Genomic DNA, 17717 nt, shown 5'->3' with positions numbered 1-17717 from the left:
AGTGCATAGCACCCTGCGGGATGCTACGACACCATACATGAAACGTTGTAACCAATTTCGTCCATACACATGACTAAGGAACTAAAAAATGATTTAATAGTAATAATTATATTATTTATCGGAGCATTGTATTTGTTTCTAAACCCTGGAAAAATAAATGAAACCGAACTTAAACAAATCGCAGGAATATTAGAAAAAAAACCTGAATTATGTGAGGATTGTGGAAATATGGGAGACAATAATATTCGATTCAAATTAAAAACACATCCATTTGAATTTGACATTGAGGGTTATTCTTATGACAATATTAATAACAAAGAAAAATTTCTATCATTAAAAAAAGGAGAACCACTAATAATTTTAGTTAGAAAAGAAAGAACAACAAGAGAGAAAATCAATCGTGATATTGATTGTTTTGATATTCGCTCTCCAAATGGTTTAATTTATTTAAAAGTATCAGAAGTCAACAAATACTACAATAACTCTTGGAAATTAATTCTATCTATTGGTTTTCTGTTTATAATAATTGTATTGTTAAAGAAAATAAAAATAAAAAAAATTGAAAACTAAATATCATTTATAACCACCTCAAAAACTCCTCCCTAGGAATTTCTCTCGCGCCTAAACTTGCTAGATGGTCGTTATATACTTGACAATCGATGAGTTTGTAGCCTCCATTTTTCGCTAAATGGATAAACGCAACTTTGCTCATATTACTTACTTTGCTAAACATACTTTCACCACAAAACACACCGTTTCCTAAATCTACTCCATACAAACCTGCAACCAGTTTGTCATCTATCCATACCTCAATAGATTTTGCATAGCCTTTGTCGTGTAAGTTTATATAAGCATCTTCCATTTCATCGGTAATCCAAGTACCTAATTGATCAAAACGATTGATGTGTCGACAATTAAAAATAACATCATCAAAAGCTTTATTTTCCGTTATCGTAAAACCGCCTTTTCGCAATACCTGTTTCATCGATTTGGAAATCTTCACTTCCTCAGGAAACAACACCATACGCTCCCATGGAGAATACCAAACAATGGGCTCCCCTTCATTAAACCACGGGAAAATTCCATGTTGGTAGGCATACACCAATCGTTCAGCCGATAAATCACCGCCCAAAGCCAGTAAACCATCATCAGTAGCCAACTCATACGGAGGAAACTCTATTTTTTCAGAAAGCCAAATCATTCGTTACATTCTTTTTTACAAAAATACTATATCCGTGAATTCAACATAAAAGTTTTATTAATAAAAACGTGGTATAGTCGCCATCAGCGAAGTTCGTTGGCATTTCCTCAACACAACGGAGCCATCAGCGAAGTTCGCTGACATTTCCTCAACACAACGAAACCATCAGCGAAGTTCGCTGGCGTTTCCTCAACACAATGAAACCATCAGCGAAGTTCGCTGGCGTTTCCTCAACACAATGAAACCATCAGCGAAGTTCGCTGGCGTTTCCTCAACACAACGAAACCATCAGCGAAGCTCGCTGGCGTTTCCTCAACATAACGGAACCATCAGCGAAGCTCGCTGGCGTTTCCTCAACACAACGGAGCCATCAGCGTAACGCGCTGACGTTTCCTCAATAAACTCTTAAAACAAGGTAAGTCCTAACAAATAAATTACGCTACCTACCACCATTGCAATTAACGTGTAGGGTAAAATTTCTTTTGCTTTTAGTTTTGTAATTCCTAATAAGGGTAATGCCCAAAAAGGCTGTAACATGTTAGTTATTTGATCTCCATATGCTAGTGCCATAATTGCTTTAGGTAACGGAACCCCTAATTTTAATGCACTTTCTACCACAATAGGACCTTGTACAACCCACTGTCCTCCCCCACTCGGTACAAAAATATTGACCAAACCAGCACTAAAAAAGGTAAATATGGGTAAGGTCGTTGCCGTTGCTATAGACACGAAAAAATCAGAAATTAAAGTAACCATTCCCGTACTTTTCATCACACCCATAATACCAAAATACAATGGAAACTGAATTAAAATTCCAGAAACATCACTAATTGACTCTCCCACAGCATTGGTAAACTTTTTAAAACTTCCGTGTAGCATAATTCCTAATCCTAACATAAAAAAGTTAATTAGGTTAGGTGTAATTTTCAACTGCTGAATGTCTGCCCAATAACGATAACCAAACGCTACTAAAATCAACACACCAAAAGCAATAGCTAACCACTGAGAACTATCTAGTTTTTCTGCTTGAGTGCTAACCTTTTCATCGGTATGCATTTTATATTCTGGTAAATTAATCGCTGTAGGAGTTGCTTTCTTCCCTAAAAAATAAAAGGTTGCCGATACCGCAGCTACTACCACGAAAAAAATCAGCAAATTCCACCAACTAAAAATCGTTTGAGAATAATCAATCACATCAGGTATTTGAGCTAAAACCTCATCCGAAGAAACCGATTGCATAATACTTTTTATATGCCCACTCTCATTAATTTTTATGGGTGCCGACCCAGAAATTCCACCATGCCAAACCATCAAACCCATATAACCCGCCGCTCCAATAATTGGATAATTTAATTTGATATTCTGTTGTTGCGCATGTTCTGCTACTTTACGTGCCAATAAAGCACCAAAAATGAGTCCTAACCCCCAATTAAAGAAAGCTACCAACATAGTAGTACAACTTACAATGGCTGCACTATTTGCTGTGTTGGTACAGAATTTTGTTACTTTTAAAATTAAATTACTCACAGGCTTACTCAACACCAATACATGCCCTAATACCAAAATCAACATCATTTGATAGGCAAAAACGAGTAATCCGTTAGACCAAATTCCGTTTTCCCAAAATTGTAAAACTTCTAAAGAATAGGTAACTACAGAGCTTTCTTCTGGTTTTGTAAAAAACAGTGCTAATAAAAGAGTTACCAGTGTTAATAATATAGCGATGGTAAAAGGTGAGGGTAAATATTTTTTAAAAACATTTTCTATAACCTGCGTAATTTTCATAGTATAGGGTTTGATTTGCTAAAATAATTAAATAGACTGAATCTTATTTTAACTAGTTTTGCAGTATGGTAAAAGAACTTCAATTACGTGTTAATTTAGTAGAAGAACGCAAAGACAATATTTTACAGCTAAAAGCTGCTAAGAAGCTAGGTATTAATATAGCTGATATTACTAGCGTAAAAGTGTTACGTAAATCGATAGATGCACGTAAAAAAGAAGTTATTTTTAACTATAAAGTAGCGGTATACATTAACGAACCACAGCCAGATACTCCTGATTATATTTTTGAATATCAAGATGTATCAAATGCGAAAGAAATTCATATTGTAGGTTTTGGTCCTGCAGGAATGTATGCAGCACTTCGTTGTATTGAGTTAGGATACAAGCCTATTGTGTTAGAGCGTGGTAAGAATGTACAAGATCGTCGTAGAGATTTACGTGCTATTAATCAATTTCATGAGGTAAACCCAGACTCTAACTATTGTTTTGGTGAAGGTGGTGCAGGAACGTATTCTGACGGAAAGTTATATACAAGAAGTTTAAAGCGTGGTGATGTTCGTAAAATATTTGAAAACTTAGTATATCATGGTGCTACCGATCAAATTTTAGTCGATGCACATCCGCACATAGGAACTAACAAACTTCCGAAGATTATTCAAAATATTCGTGAAACGATTTTAAAACACGGTGGAGAAGTTCATTTTGAAACTCGTGTTACTGATTTTATCGTTAAAAACAACAAGCTACAAGCTATACAACTCCAAAACGGAACGGAAATGGCTGTGAATGCTGTTGTTTTGGCTACTGGGCATTCTGCAAGAGATATATACGAGCTATTGCATAAAAAAGACATTTTACTGAAAGCAAAGTCGTTTGCTATGGGAGTTCGTGTAGAGCATCCGCAAGAAATTATTGATCAAATTCAGTATAGTTGTTCAGGTCAACGTGATGAGTTATTACCTGCTGCTGCATATAGTTTAGTTCATCAAGTTGGAAACCGTGGAGTGTATTCATTCTGTATGTGTCCTGGTGGATTCATTGTTCCTGCGGCAACTGCCAATGGTGAGGTAGTAGTAAACGGAATGTCGCCTTCGCGTCGTAATAACAAGTTTGCAAATTCGGGTATTGTAGTTGAAATTAATGTTGATAAAGACTTACCGAAGTATGAGAAATACGGAGTTTTAAAAGGCTTACAATATCAAAAAGATTTAGAAAAGTTAGCCTTTAACGCAGGTGGAAGAAGTCAAGTTGCCCCAGCACAACGTTTAACTGACTTTGTGGAAGGTAGATTATCTTCTTCTTTAAATGATTGTTCGTATCAACCCGGATTGAATTCTTCTCCGCTACATTCGTTACTTCCTAAATTGATTGGAAGTAGATTACGTAAAGGTTTTGCTGCTTTCGGGCAAAAGATGCACGGTTATTATACTGCGGAAGCCAACATTGTTGGGGTGGAGTCTAGAACCTCATCACCAGTAAATATTCCGAGAAAAGAAAACCTTGAACATCCACAAATTGAAGGGCTCTTTCCTTGTGGTGAAGGTGGTGGTTATGCGGGTGGTATTATTTCGGCTGCTATGGACGGTGAACGCTGTGCTGAGGCTGTCATTGCAAACCTGTAATAATTAACAAATATTTGTTGGTGTAATTTCCAATTACCTCGTACTTTTGCTATTCCTAAAAATTAGAGGCTTTTTTAGCGATGAGTAAAAAGAATAAAAAAAATAACAAAAAGAAAATAGATAAGCCGCATTATAAACGTTTACACAACTACTATAATCGCACTGGTTTTTACATGTTCATTTGGATTAGCTTGAAAAAAGCTTTTTGGCCAATTGTTGGAGCTGTTGTTGGTATATTATTATTTAACAAGTATGTTTATAATATTAACGATGGTTTACAACATATGACCGAAACTTTTTCTAGAACGGGAGTTTTAGTTACTTTTTTTATTTCTGAAACAATTTTAGGATTAATTCCGCCAGAGATTTTTATCGCATGGTCTAAGAAAACAGCCGACCCTATTGTAAATATTTCTTTGTTAGCTACCTTATCTTATTTAGGAGGTTTGTGTGCTTATTTTATAGGTAGGGCTTCTTTAAAGATAGATTCTGTAAGAAATTACTTAGAAGTTAAAATGGCTAAAAACCTTAAAAACACTAGTAAATGGGGTGGATTTTTAATTTTAGTAGGTGCACTATTACCACTACCTTTTGCTATTAGCTGTTTAACTGCTGGTATGATTAAATACCCTTTTAAAAATGTAGTTTTTGTAGGCTTATTTCGTTTTGCTCGTTTTGCTATTTATGCATGGGCTATTTTTTCGGTAGTAAATTAACTTAAAACAATTATGGGACTAACTAACAACGACATTTTTAAAAAGCTACGAGTAGCACATAAATTAAGAGATACTGATATTATTGAAATCTGCGCTTTAGTTGATTTTAAAGTTTCTAAATCGGAAATCAACGCAATCTTTAGAAAAGAAGATCATCCTAAGTATGTGGAATGCGGAGATCAGTTTTTACGTAACTTTTTAAACGGATTAATTATTCATTTAAGAGGTCCGATGCCAGAAAAAAAGCCAACAAAAAAGTAACCACACCACTAACACTTATATAATTAAAAAACCTTCTGATTGAATCAGAAGGTTTTTATTTTCCCCTTAAATTTCTCAATCAATAATTATTTATTGAATGATTATGATACAAATATATAACTGTCTTTTGGTACATTAAAAGGGATATCCGTAAGTATAAATGTAGTTTTCCGCAAAACAAAAAAAGAGCGCAAATTTTGCGCTCTTTTTGTATTCATAGTTTTCTAAATATTCTTAGAATGGTAAATCATCTGGTTCGTTAGCAGATAAATCTGGAGCTGGCTCAAACTGGTCAGCTGGTGGAATGTTTTGTGAAGCAGCTTGTGCTAAGTTTTCAATTCTCCATCCTTGAATAGAGTTGAAGTATTTAGCTTCTCCTTGTGGGTTAATCCATTCTCTTCCTCTTAAATTAATAGAAACCTTTACATCTTGCCCTACCTGATAACTGTTTAATAAATCACATTTATCTTGAATAAATTCAATTAATAACATTTGAGGATATTGCTCATCAGTAGTTACTACTAGTTCACGCTTTCTAAATCCGTTAGACCCAAATGTTTGTGTCTCGTTAATTAATTTAATTTTTCCTATTACTTCCATTTCTTATCTATTTAATTAAAAGTACCTTCCAAGCACTTTCTACATCATTGTTTTGTAAATACTCTTGTGCAAAAGTATGTTTTTTTTCAGTTGAAATACCCACAAATTGTGAATGTTCTTTCGCAAAGTTATTAACAGCTTCTTCTGTAGGTAGCTGTTCTACATTGCCTAACATACCTAAATTGTTTCCTGTTAATACTGTACTGTTTTTTATTTCAGCAGGTATTTGGTCTACTCCAATTCCTAAGGTAGTTAATGGTTTTGGAATTTCAAAAAAACCATCTCTAGCTCTACTGTAATAATTCCCTCCTGCTCTGGCTACTAAGTCTATTTTATGTTGGTCTATACTACCATCTTCTGCTAACACATCTTCGTTTACATGTAGTTTTACTACCTCACAAACAATTAAGTTTCCTGCTCCACCTTCTTCACCTGTGTAAATAATGTCTTTTACTTTACACTCAAATTGTACAGGAGACTCCGCTACTCTAAACGGCTTTACCTCATCTGAAGGTAACATTGTAAAACCAGCTTTTATAAACTCATTTACTCCTTTTGGGTACATGGTACTACTCAACGACATTTGCTGAACAATATCGTAATTTACAATATTAATAACCACTTCTCTGGTTGCTTCAGCATTGTCTAACGTATGTTTGGTTTTATTTCCTCGTACACTACGTGCTGGAGAAAAAATCATAATTGGTGGGTTTGCCCCAAATACATTAAAAAAACTAAATGGTGATAAATTTGGGTTTCCATCTGCATCTACAGTACTTGCAAAAGCAATAGGTCTTGGAGCTACAGCTCCTAATAAATATCCATGAAGTTTAGAAGTTGGTATATCTTTAGGGTTTATTGATAACATTCTGTATAATTTTAGTGTAAATATACTACCTATTTATAAATTTAGTTATTCTAGATAATAGTTTATATTTGATTGATGGTTTTTTTTAGAAACACTTATTGGGTAAAACGTATTGCTATTAGTATTTCATTACTTATCGTTTTATTTATTTTATGGAATACCTACGTGTTTTTTCAAAAATTTAAAAAAGATGAACGTGCTAAGATGGAGATTTATGCCACTGCTATTAAAGAAGTGGTATCTAACCCAAACTCAGATGGTAACTTTAACTTAGTAAACAAAGTTTATGAAACCATAGAGAATATTCCTTCTATTTTAGTTGATAAAGATGGACAGATAAAGCAGTTCCATAACTTAGATTCTATAAAATCTACAGACCCAAAGTATCTTCAACAGCAATTGAGCATTATGAAAAAACAGAATGAACCAATTGCTATAGAGTACTTAGGTATTAAAGAACATATTTACTACAGAAACTCTGATCTTTTATACAAACTTAAATACTACCCGCTCGCCTTAGTACTAATTTTAGGGTTATTCCTTACTATTATTTACATGGTGTACAAGTCTAACAAAGTTGCTGAACAAAATAAGTTGTGGACAGGAATGGCTAAAGAAACTGCGCATCAAATAGGAACACCGCTTTCTTCTTTATTAGGTTGGATAGCTATTTTACGTGCTGAGGATGTTAGCAGTGATTATGTTGATGAAATTGAAAAAGATGTGCGACGCTTAAATACCATCGCAAATCGTTTTTCTAAAATAGGATCTCTACCAGAGTTAAAACCTTACAACGTTGTATCCATTACTAAAGCTGCTTATGACTACTTAGAAAATAGAAGTTCTAAACAAATTTCTTTTTCTTTTACTACCGAAGCAGAAGAAATTCGCGCCAACCTAAATACCGAGTTATATGGTTGGGTAATAGAAAACTTAATTAAAAATGCTATTGATGCTATGCAAGGTAAAGGGAGTTTATCTGTTAGCATTAGTAAAAGTTCTAAGAATGTAAAAATTCTAATTACTGATACTGGTAAAGGAATTCCTAAAACACAGTTTTCACAAATATTCAACCCAGGGTTTACCACAAAAAAACGTGGTTGGGGACTTGGTTTATCGCTCTCTAAACGTATTATTGAAGATTACCACAACGGAAAAATACACGTATTAAAATCTGAAATAGGAAAAGGAACTACTTTTGAAATTTTATTGAATAAGGTTTAGTAATTCCTTCTCTCCTATTTAATGTTACCTTAATTAATAACCAACTCTGTTGTTACTGTAATTTCTTTTGATGAATTCTCATCTTTTAACTTAGCTACCAACTTACATGGATTGCTAATTTTCCCCTTAGAGAAACTAATTTTTGCTGTTAATTGGTTTTCTAAAGCTTTAGGGTCAACTCCTTCCTTATAAGCACTCAATAGGTTCGGGTTAGAAATGATCTTACCTCCTTTATTATCTGAAAGTTCAAGTGAAAAAACAGGAAAAACTTTGTTATCGCTTAATTCTAATCCTTTTGCCCCTTCAATTATTAAAATAAATAAGTGTTCAGGACTTATATTTTTATCGAAAACTGGTTGTTTAAGCGTCTCATTCCACAAATAAATATTTGTATACTCAATATCATTATTTGTTATTTTAAGTAAATCGTTTTCCTTTATAGTAAATGGTAATTCATAGTTGAATTTCCCTTCTCCTTTTTTATCCCATATTTGTAAATAAGCCTTATACTTTTCGTTATTTTGATATGCTAATGCTGCTCTAAAATTAGCTTGTAACTTAAGAGGAGAAAGCGCTGTTCCATCAGTTATATTCCCTAATAAATCAGGATTAGATAGCACAGTATCTTTTTCATTTTTAACAATATACATTGAAAGTCCTGGATAAGTCTTTTCATCCAGTTTTGTTAATCCAGTAACATTGTTAAAAACTAAATTTACTTTTTCGCCAAAAACAAATTCATTTCTCTTTTCAACTTTACCATTAACTTCTATAAGTACATCATCAGACCCTAATCCGTCTCCTCTTGAATATGCTCCTGTTATTAAATCTTTATTTGCTGATTGATTAAATTGACAAGAACTAAATAGTATAGTAAATGTTAATAAAATTAGTATGATAGTTTTCTGCATTAATTTTTCTTATTTGGTTATTTTATCTTTTATATTTATAATCTCGCTGAAATAAATAATGACTCAATTATTCAAAACTCTTAGCAATTTCTTCTGCTACTGCTACAAACTCTTCATTTGTTAATTTTTCTTTCTTTACAAATCGGATGTCCTCCATGGTTTGTAATGGAATTAAATGCACATGTACATGAGGTACTTCTAAACCAATTACACTCATTCCCACACGTTCACATGGAATGGTTTTCTCAATCGCTTTGGCTACTCTATAAGAAAAAGACATTAATCCATCGTACTCTTCTTTCGATAAGTCAAATAATTTATCTTCCTCTCGTTTAGGAATAACCAATGTATGTCCTTTTGCATTTGGGTTGATATCTAAAAAAGCAAAATAGTTATCGTCTTCTGCTATTTTGTATGATGGAATTTCTCCGTTTATAATCTTTGTAAAAATACTTGCCATGTTTTTTTATTTAATTTTACAGTAAAAATAAAAAAGAAATCGGGTTCTAGCGAAGCTAAAACCCGAATAAATCTTTACTCTTTTATATTTGTTCTTTTCTCTTATCGAGAAATCTCCATAACTTCAAACTTCATAATTCCGTTAGGTACTTGTATTTCGGCTACATCACCTACTTTTTTACCTAACAAACCTTTACCTATTGGTGAGTTTACAGATAATTTTCCGTTTCTTACATCACTTTCACTATCTGCAACAAGTGTGTAGGTGAACTCCATTCCGTTAACCGTATTTTTAATCTTAACTATTGAGTGAATTAAGATTTTAGACATGTCCAACTGACTTTCATCAATAACACGAGCATTAGCTACTACATTTTTTAGCTTAGCTATTTTTGTTTCTAATAATGATTGCTCTTCTTTAGCAGCATGGTATTCTGCATTCTCACTCAAATCTCCTTTATCACGAGCATCCGCTATTTCTTGAGAAACACGTGGTCTTTCTACTTGCTCTAAATGTGCTAACTCTTCTTTAAGTTTCTTTAATCCTTCTTCCGTATAATATGATACATTACTCATCTCTTCTCTCTTTTTAAAATCAACAAACTTTTATACGCTTTCCTTAACGTTTTATAAGAAGCATATAACTTTTCTTCCTAGAACCCTGAGGGTTAAATTTAAAAATCCCACGCCGTTAGGAATGAGATTGTCTTACAAATGTACAAAATATTTGTAACTTCGTTGCGTTACAATAACAACTTCTATACTAAAAAATGAAAAAAATATTTTATTTATTTCTTGTTATAATTTGTTTTAGCTGTAGTGATAACACTCCTATTAACAATTGCTTTTCTGGAATAAAAATGAATGCTATTATCGATTTATCGCTTCCAGAATTTAGCGGTTTATTAGTTCCTGGAGGAGAATCTCAAAATGTAATACAAGGGAGAAATGTTTTTATTTTTAGAACAGGAACCTCTGGTTACAGAGCTTTTGACCAGCAATGCCCAGAGCAAAACTGTAACTCTTTAATGACTTTTAACGGAGTAGAGATTACCTGCCCTTGCGATGATAAAAAATACAACTACCTTTCTGGTGGTGCTCCTTTAGACGGTGAAGGTTGTAATGCATTAATGTATTTTGTTACTCCCATTAGTAACAATCAGTTAAGAATATCTCGTTAATACTATTTGTACTAACAATTAGATTCTTATTTTTGCAGCAACAACAACACAATTAACACATTTATCGTGAAAAACTACTTTTCTTCAAACTTTAAATTGGGTGTTCTAGGAGGCGGCCAATTAGGAAGAATGTTACTTACCGAAACGCAAAAATTCGATATCTATACTGTTATTTTAGACGGAAACGCTGACGCTCCTTGCGCTCAGATATGTAACGAATTTCATCAAGGAGATTTATTGGATTATGATACTGTTTACAATTTTGGAAAACAAGTAGATTTGTTAACCATAGAAATTGAAAACGTAAATATTGATGCTTTAGATGCTTTAGAAGCTGAAGGGTTAACTATTTTTCCAAAGCCTAAAAACTTAAGAACTATTCAAAATAAAGCACATCAAAAGGTGTTTTATCACGACAACAATATCCCTACTGCTGACTTTTCTAGGTTTACTTCTTTAGAAGAGTTAAAACACGCTATTAGCAACGAAGCGGTTACGTTTCCTTTTGTATGGAAATCTGCTCGATTTGGATATGATGGTAATGGGGTAAAAATTGTTCGTGCCATCAGCGATTTAAAAAATCTCCCTACTGGTGAGTGTATTTCTGAAAAACTAGTTCCTTTTAAAAATGAATTAGCTGTTATTGTTGCAAGAAATGCAAGCGGGGAAACCAAAACCTATCCTGTAGTTGAAATGGAATTTCACCCAGAAGCTAATCAAGTAGAATATGTAATTTGTCCTGCAAGAATTGAGGATACAGTTGCCAAAAAAGCGCGCGAAGTTGCTTTAAAAGTTGCTGATGCTTTTGACTTTGTTGGGTTATTAGCTGTGGAAATGTTTCAAACTGAAGATGACAACATCTTAGTAAACGAAGCTGCTCCAAGAACTCACAATTCAGGGCATTATTCAATTGAAGCAAGTTATACCAATCAATTTGAACAACATTTACGTAGTATTTTAAACCTTCCTTTAGGAAATACCGAAAGTAAAGTAGCCGGAATTATGGTGAACTTAGTTGGTGCTGAAGGCTATACTGGTGATGTAGTATATGAAAACATCGAAGAAATTTTAAAGATTGACGGAGTTACCCCTCACATCTACGGAAAAAAGACAACCAAACCTTTCCGTAAAATGGGACACGTAACTATTGTTAATGAAGATATAAATGAAGCGAGAAAAGTCGCTCAACAAGTAAAAGAAACTATTAAGGTAATAGCAAAATAACCTCTCGACTACGCTCGAGATGACAAAAACATAAATTTATGGTAGGAATTATCATGGGAAGCGATTCAGATCTTCCAATTATGCAAGAAGCAATTGATATTTTAGAGAGTTTTGATATTCAAGTAGAAGTAGATATCGTATCTGCACACAGAACTCCTGAAAAATTATTCGATTATGCTAATAATGCACACAAGCGTGGTGTACAAGTTATTGTTGCTGGTGCTGGTGGTGCTGCTCATTTACCTGGAATGGTAGCTAGTATGAGTCCGTTACCTGTAATTGGAGTTCCTGTAAAAAGTAGAAACTCTATTGATGGTTGGGATTCTGTTTTATCTATTCTTCAAATGCCAGGAGGTGTTCCTGTGGCTACTGTAGCTTTAGATGGAGCAAAAAATGCGGGTATCTTAGCTGCTCAAATTATTGGAGCTTCTGACAAATGTGTGTTAGACAAAATAATCGCTTATAAAGAAGGCTTAAAACTGAAAGTTGAAAAAGCTTCTGAAAGAGTAAAAAAATAAGTACCTTAGTACAATATTAACTTGAAGACCTCACAGATTTTTTATTTGTGAGGTTTCTTCAATTTTTTAAACTAAATTTTCATGACTAAAAATCCACTTTTACAAGATTTTAATACGCCCCCTTTTTCTCAAATTAAAGAAGAAAATTATAAACCTGCTATAAAGGAAGCTATACAAATAGCAACAAATGAAATTAATGCTATTGTAGAGAATCCTGAAGCTCCTACTTTTGAAAACACTACGGTTGCTTTAGATAATACAGGTAATACGTTAGATAGAGCTACTTCTATCTTTTTCAACTTAAACTCTGCTGAAACAAATGAAGAAATTCAAAAAATAGCGAAAGATATTTCGCCTTGGTTAAGTGAGTTTAGAAACGACATGATTTTAAATGAAGAATTGTTTAAACGTGTAAAAACCGTATACGATCAATTGTCTGATTTAAACCTGACTCCTGAACAAGAAATGTTGTTAGATAAGCAATACAAAAGTTTTGCGCGTAACGGAGCAAATTTAAATGAAGCTGACAAAGCTGAGCTTCGTAAAATTGATGCTGAGTTAGCAAAATTATCATTACAGTTTGGAGAGCATGTATTGGCTGAAACCAATGCTTTTGAATTATTAATTACCAATGAAGATGATTTAGCAGGCTTACCAGAAAGTGCTAAAGAAGCTGCTAAAGAACTTGCCAATTCAAAAGGTAAAGAGGGTTGGATGATTACCTTAGATTATCCAAGTTATATTCCTTTTATGACCTATGCTGATAATAGAGAATTGAGAAAAAAGTTATCCATCGCTTTTGGTAAAAAAGGATTTCAACAAAATGAATATAACAATGAACAAGTTGTAAAAGACATTGTAACCCTACGTCATAAACGAGCTAACCTATTAGGTTATAAAACCCACGCTCATTTTGTATTAGAAGAGCGTATGGCTGAAACTCCTGAAAAAGTTATGGAGTTTTTAAATGAGCTATTAGAAAAGGCCAAACCTGCTGCACAACGTGAGTTTAAAAACTTAGAAGCGTATGCTAAAAAATTGGATGGAATTGACCAACTGCAAAAATGGGACGGTGCTTACTATTCTGAAAAACTAAAAAAAGAGTTATTTAACTTAGATCAAGAGTTACTAAAACCTTACTTTAAGTTAGAAAATGTAATTGATGGTGTGTTTACTGTTGCTAACAAATTGTATAATTTACAGTTTGAAGAAATAGACACTATTGACAAGTATCATGAAGATGTAAAAACGTATGCTGTAACAGATACCGATGGTAATTTTGTTTCGTATTTCTATGCAGATTTTCATCCAAGACCAGGAAAACGTAATGGTGCGTGGATGACTTCTTATAAATCACAATACATTAGTAACGATACTAACGAAAGACCTCAAGTATCTATCGTTTGTAACTTTACCAAACCTACGCAAACTAAGCCTTCTTTATTAACTTTTAACGAGGTTACTACCTTATTCCACGAGTTTGGTCACGCCTTACACGGAATGCTTGCCAATACGACTTATAAAAGCTTATCAGGGACTTCTGTTTCTTGGGATTTTGTAGAGTTACCTAGCCAAGTTTTAGAAAACTGGTGTTACGAAAAAGAAGCGTTGGAGTTATTTGCAAAACATTATGAGACAGGTGAGGTTATTCCTATGGAATATGTTGAGAAAATTAAAGAATCTGCAAGTTTCCATGAAGGAATGCAAACCCTGCGTCAATTAAGCTTCGGATTATTAGATATGTCTTGGCACTCTGGAGATTCTCCTGAAACAATTACTAATGTTAAAGAATTTGAAACGAATGCTTTTGCAGAAACTAAATTATATCCTGATGTAGCAGAAAACTGTATGAGTACTTCTTTTTCTCATATTTTTCAAGGCGGATACTCAGCTGGATATTACTCTTACAAATGGGCAGAAGTGTTAGATGCTGATGCTTTTGAATATTTTAAAGAGGAAGGTATTTTTAACAAAGAGGTTGCTGATAAATTTAAAAACAATGTATTATCTAAAGGAGGAACAGAAGAGCCTATGGAATTATACAAACGTTTTAGAGGAAGAGAGCCAAAACCAGATGCTTTATTAAGACGCGCTGGATTGATTGACAAGAATTAATACAATTACATTTCAATATTTAAAATAGTCCTTTTTTATAAGAAAGGGACTATTTTTTTTAGAAAAAATTAACACAATTTCACATATAAAAAGTTTGCTCAGCCCTTACTTTTGTTTCCCTACAGTTATAAAAAATGAGCTTGAATAAAAATAGCATATTTAGTAAAATCGCCTCTTTGTCTTTGGTGGTTCTTCTTATGCTTCCTATTCTTATAAAAGCTGCCCATCATCATGAAAATGAAGCACACCATCATAACTGTAAAGAAAAATCTACTCACTTACACGAATCGGTAAACGACCATTGTGATATTTGTTATTTTTCTTTTGCTTCATTTGATGTACCTACACAAAATTTCTCACAAGCTTTAGCTATTCTTCCTAGTAAGGCAATAATAGATAATTACAAATCAATTATCTTACCTTCTTACCACTCTCTGAATAGAAAGCTTAGAGGACCTCCTACAAACTTGTAACATATTATTTTTAGAACATTTATACTCTTTTTATAAGAGTGTGTATTTATGTAACCCTAAAACTAGGTTTTGCACTGTAATTACATATACTTACTCCTATTTATAGTCGTGTGTTCTAAATTTATTTAATCAATAGTCGATTTTTTCTATTTCGGCTAACACAATTCGTTTTTAAATTCTGTTTACAATGACAAAACAAAGCTTAGGTGCTTTATTTTGTGTATTGTTTCATGCAATTCTTTTTAGTCAGAATACCAGTTCTGTTACTATTAAGGTAATTGATGGAACAACACAAAGTGAGTTACCCAATGCTCACGTGAGTATTGGTTCAAAGCACGCGTACACAAATACTAAAGGAAATAGTAGTTTTTACAAACTTTTAAACAAAGAGTATCTCTTAACTGTTACTCATGTTGGGTATGTTACTTATCAAAAAAACATATCTCCTACTAACTCAGTAATAATTATCCCTTTAACACAAGACAATTCAGTGTTAAATGAGGTGGTTATTGCACAAAACCCTAAAAAAACACTAACAAAGTTCTCCAGTAATACACAAAGAATTGATGTTGGTTTTTTAGAGAAAAATAGAGATAATAGTTTAATGCAAACCCTTAAAGATATTCCAGGGGTTAGCACAATTACTATTGGTTCTGGTCAATCCAAACCTACTATTAGAGGTTTAGGTTTTAATAGAGTTGTTGTTGTTGAAAATGGTATAAAACACGAAGCACAACAATGGGGAGCTGATCATGGTTTAGAAATAGACCAATATAATATTGATAATATTGAAGTTACTAAAGGAGCCGCTTCTCTGCTCTATGGTTCTGATGCAATATCTGGTGTAATTAGCCTGAAAAATAACTTACTACCTGATGTTAATTCTTTTTCAGGTGAACTAAACCTTACTAACAGAAGTAACAACGATTTTTATGGAGTTTCTTTGGGAGTTAAACAACGTTATAATCATTGGTATTACAAAGCTAGAATAACTCATGAAGATTATGGCGACTATAAAGTTCCTACCAAAAAAATCACGTACGATAATTACATTTTTGACTTGCATAAAAATTACTTACGTAACACAGCAGGATACAATCATAATGTTGGAGTTTCTATAGGTTATGTATCAGATAATATTAGCTCTATAACTTCTTTTAGTAATGTAAATTCTAAAAATGGTTTTTTCGCTAATGCACATGGTCTTGAAGTGAGAACTTCTAAAATAGAGTACGATGCTGACCATAGAGATATTGATTTACCCCATCATAAAGTCAATCATTTTAAAATAACGAATAATACCAGTTTTCTATTCCCCAATTACACGTTAGATGTTGAGCTTGGGCTTCAAAATAATCATCGTGAAGAACACTCAGAACCTGTTCCGCATGGTTATATGCCCAAGCCGTCATCTACAATGGAACGCTTGTTTAAGAAGAACACTTACAGTCTTAATGCAAAAAGTCAATTACACTATTTTGAAAAACATAAAGTTACCACGGGTATAAACTTAGAGTATCAAGATAATACTATTGATGGCTGGGGATTTCTTATTCCTGAATATACTCGTTTTACAGTTGGGGCTTTTGTGTACGATCAAATAAAACTCAACAACAATTTATATTTAGATGGTGGTGTACGCTACGATTATGGCGTAATAAAAACACAACCCTATTACGAATGGTTTTTATCTCCTGTTACTGACGAAAACGGAAATACTACTCAGCAACAACTACAGCGTTCAGAAAGAAAGAATTTAACTTTTGGAAGTTTTAGTGCTTCAGCTGGATTAAGTTATGGACTTAAAAGCACATCATATAAAATAAATATAGGTAAGAGTTTTAGAATTCCACTAGCAAACGAATTGGCTTCAGACGGAGTAAATTATCACATGTACCGATATGAAGAAGGAAACCTTGATTTAGAGCCTGAAAGTTCTTATCAAATAGATGGAGAATTTAAAGCAAATTATAATAAAGCCTCTATTCAAATCACACCTTTTGTCAATTATTTTGATAATTATATTTATTTAAGTCCAACCCCTGAGTATTACGAAACACTTCAAAAGTACCAATACAGTCAAAGTCGTGTTTTTAGATATGGTGGTGAAATTATGATTCAATATGAACCTACTGATAAATTATCGATTACGGGTTCTTTAGAATATGTAAAAGCAAGGCAGTTAAGTGGAAAAAAGAAAAACTTCACACTTCCTTTTTCTCCTCCGTTAACAGGAGTTGTTTCGCTTGAGTATACATTGAATCCTTGGTTAACTTTTGGCGGCACTAAACTATTCTCAAGTATACGATTGGTTTCGGATCAAAACAATATTGTACCCCCTGAAAAAACGACAGAAGGGTATTCTTTAATAAATATTGGTTTGCATACGAGTGTAGATCTTTTCTCAAAAAAACAACCTCTTAAAATTCAAGGGAGGTTAAATAACATTTTAAACAACAAAGTATTCGACCACACGAGTTTCTATAGACTTATAGAAGTTCCTGAGCCTGGAAGAAACTTTTCAATAACAATTATACAAACATTTTAATCATTTAATTT

The 17717-nt window shown here is 33.2% G+C and carries 18 protein-coding genes; 11 read left to right on the top strand and 7 right to left on the bottom strand.

Annotation, left to right across the window (positions count from 1 at the left end; genetic code table 11):
• Positions 1-69 precede the first annotated feature (69 nt).
• The gene (locus VCM48_RS13420; RefSeq protein WP_482270832.1) at positions 70-570 is read left to right on the top strand and encodes a hypothetical protein; all 501 of its coding nucleotides are present in this window, start codon (positions 70-72) and stop codon (positions 568-570) included.
• 7 nt (positions 571-577) lie between these two features.
• On the opposite strand, the gene aat is transcribed toward VCM48_RS13420, so the two are convergent.
• Both aat and VCM48_RS13410 read right to left on the bottom strand, forming a co-directional pair.
• On the bottom strand, positions 578-1201 hold the full coding sequence (gene aat / locus VCM48_RS13415; protein WP_482270831.1) for a leucyl/phenylalanyl-tRNA--protein transferase: 624 nt from the start codon (positions 1199-1201) through the stop codon (positions 578-580).
• Between the two features lie 405 nt (positions 1202-1606).
• A complete protein-coding gene (locus VCM48_RS13410; RefSeq protein ID WP_482270830.1) occupies positions 1607-2986 on the bottom strand; it encodes a short-chain fatty acid transporter in 1380 nt (459 codons plus the stop codon).
• Between the two features lie 65 nt (positions 2987-3051).
• Between VCM48_RS13410 and VCM48_RS13405 the strand changes: the two genes are divergently transcribed.
• The 3 genes from VCM48_RS13405 (at position 3052) to VCM48_RS13395 (ending at position 5585) form a co-directional block, all read left to right on the top strand.
• Positions 3052-4608, top strand: a complete 1557-nt coding sequence (locus tag VCM48_RS13405; protein ID WP_482270829.1) for an NAD(P)/FAD-dependent oxidoreductase — start codon at positions 3052-3054, stop codon at positions 4606-4608.
• An 80-nt stretch (positions 4609-4688) separates the two neighbouring features.
• On the top strand, positions 4689-5324 hold the full coding sequence (locus VCM48_RS13400; protein WP_121146097.1) for a YqaA family protein: 636 nt from the start codon (positions 4689-4691) through the stop codon (positions 5322-5324).
• Positions 5325-5336: 12 nt separating this feature from the next.
• A complete protein-coding gene (locus VCM48_RS13395; protein ID WP_299036180.1) occupies positions 5337-5585 on the top strand; it encodes a DUF1456 family protein in 249 nt (82 codons plus the stop codon).
• A gap of 234 nt (positions 5586-5819) precedes the next feature.
• Here VCM48_RS13395 and VCM48_RS13390 read toward each other — a convergent pair whose 3' ends face one another.
• The gene (locus VCM48_RS13390; RefSeq protein WP_125068815.1) at positions 5820-6185 is read right to left on the bottom strand and encodes a DUF3127 domain-containing protein; all 366 of its coding nucleotides are present in this window, start codon (positions 6183-6185) and stop codon (positions 5820-5822) included.
• A 7-nt stretch (positions 6186-6192) separates the two neighbouring features.
• Positions 6193-7053: a flavin reductase family protein gene (locus VCM48_RS13385; protein WP_482270828.1), complete on the bottom strand. Its 861-nt coding sequence runs from the start codon at positions 7051-7053 to the stop codon at positions 6193-6195.
• A gap of 75 nt (positions 7054-7128) precedes the next feature.
• Between VCM48_RS13385 and VCM48_RS13380 the strand changes: the two genes are divergently transcribed.
• A complete protein-coding gene (locus VCM48_RS13380) occupies positions 7129-8277 on the top strand; it encodes a sensor histidine kinase (protein ID WP_440120871.1) in 1149 nt (382 codons plus the stop codon).
• Between the two features lie 29 nt (positions 8278-8306).
• On the opposite strand, the gene VCM48_RS13375 is transcribed toward VCM48_RS13380, so the two are convergent.
• From VCM48_RS13375 to greA, 3 genes are all read right to left on the bottom strand, one after another.
• Entirely contained in the window at positions 8307-9188 is an 882-nt protein-coding gene (locus VCM48_RS13375) for a hypothetical protein (RefSeq protein WP_482270827.1), read from the bottom strand.
• 67 nt (positions 9189-9255) lie between these two features.
• Complete coding sequence (locus tag VCM48_RS13370; RefSeq protein WP_482270826.1) at positions 9256-9648, bottom strand: HIT family protein; 393 nt, start codon at positions 9646-9648, stop codon at positions 9256-9258.
• A 101-nt stretch (positions 9649-9749) separates the two neighbouring features.
• The gene (greA, locus tag VCM48_RS13365) at positions 9750-10223 is read right to left on the bottom strand and encodes a transcription elongation factor GreA (protein WP_099215937.1); all 474 of its coding nucleotides are present in this window, start codon (positions 10221-10223) and stop codon (positions 9750-9752) included.
• 194 nt (positions 10224-10417) lie between these two features.
• On the opposite strand from greA, the gene VCM48_RS13360 reads away from it, so the two are divergent.
• From VCM48_RS13360 to VCM48_RS13335, 6 genes are all read left to right on the top strand, one after another.
• On the top strand, positions 10418-10828 hold the full coding sequence (locus tag VCM48_RS13360; RefSeq protein WP_440120868.1) for a Rieske (2Fe-2S) protein: 411 nt from the start codon (positions 10418-10420) through the stop codon (positions 10826-10828).
• 66 nt (positions 10829-10894) lie between these two features.
• Positions 10895-12052, top strand: coding sequence for a 5-(carboxyamino)imidazole ribonucleotide synthase (locus VCM48_RS13355; protein WP_482270825.1), 1158 nt, complete (start codon positions 10895-10897; stop codon positions 12050-12052).
• A gap of 38 nt (positions 12053-12090) precedes the next feature.
• Positions 12091-12570, top strand: a complete 480-nt coding sequence (gene purE / locus VCM48_RS13350; protein ID WP_099215934.1) for a 5-(carboxyamino)imidazole ribonucleotide mutase — start codon at positions 12091-12093, stop codon at positions 12568-12570.
• 81 nt (positions 12571-12651) lie between these two features.
• The gene (locus tag VCM48_RS13345) at positions 12652-14685 is read left to right on the top strand and encodes a M3 family metallopeptidase (protein ID WP_482270824.1); all 2034 of its coding nucleotides are present in this window, start codon (positions 12652-12654) and stop codon (positions 14683-14685) included.
• A 134-nt stretch (positions 14686-14819) separates the two neighbouring features.
• On the top strand, positions 14820-15158 hold the full coding sequence (locus tag VCM48_RS13340; RefSeq protein ID WP_124589293.1) for a hypothetical protein: 339 nt from the start codon (positions 14820-14822) through the stop codon (positions 15156-15158).
• A gap of 187 nt (positions 15159-15345) precedes the next feature.
• Positions 15346-17706, top strand: coding sequence for a TonB-dependent receptor (locus VCM48_RS13335; RefSeq protein WP_482270823.1), 2361 nt, complete (start codon positions 15346-15348; stop codon positions 17704-17706).
• Positions 17707-17717: the final 11 nt, after the last annotated feature.

Source organism: Tenacibaculum sp. DPLXC6 (assembly GCF_056815515.1).
This window is presented reverse-complemented; position numbering and strand designations above follow the sequence as displayed.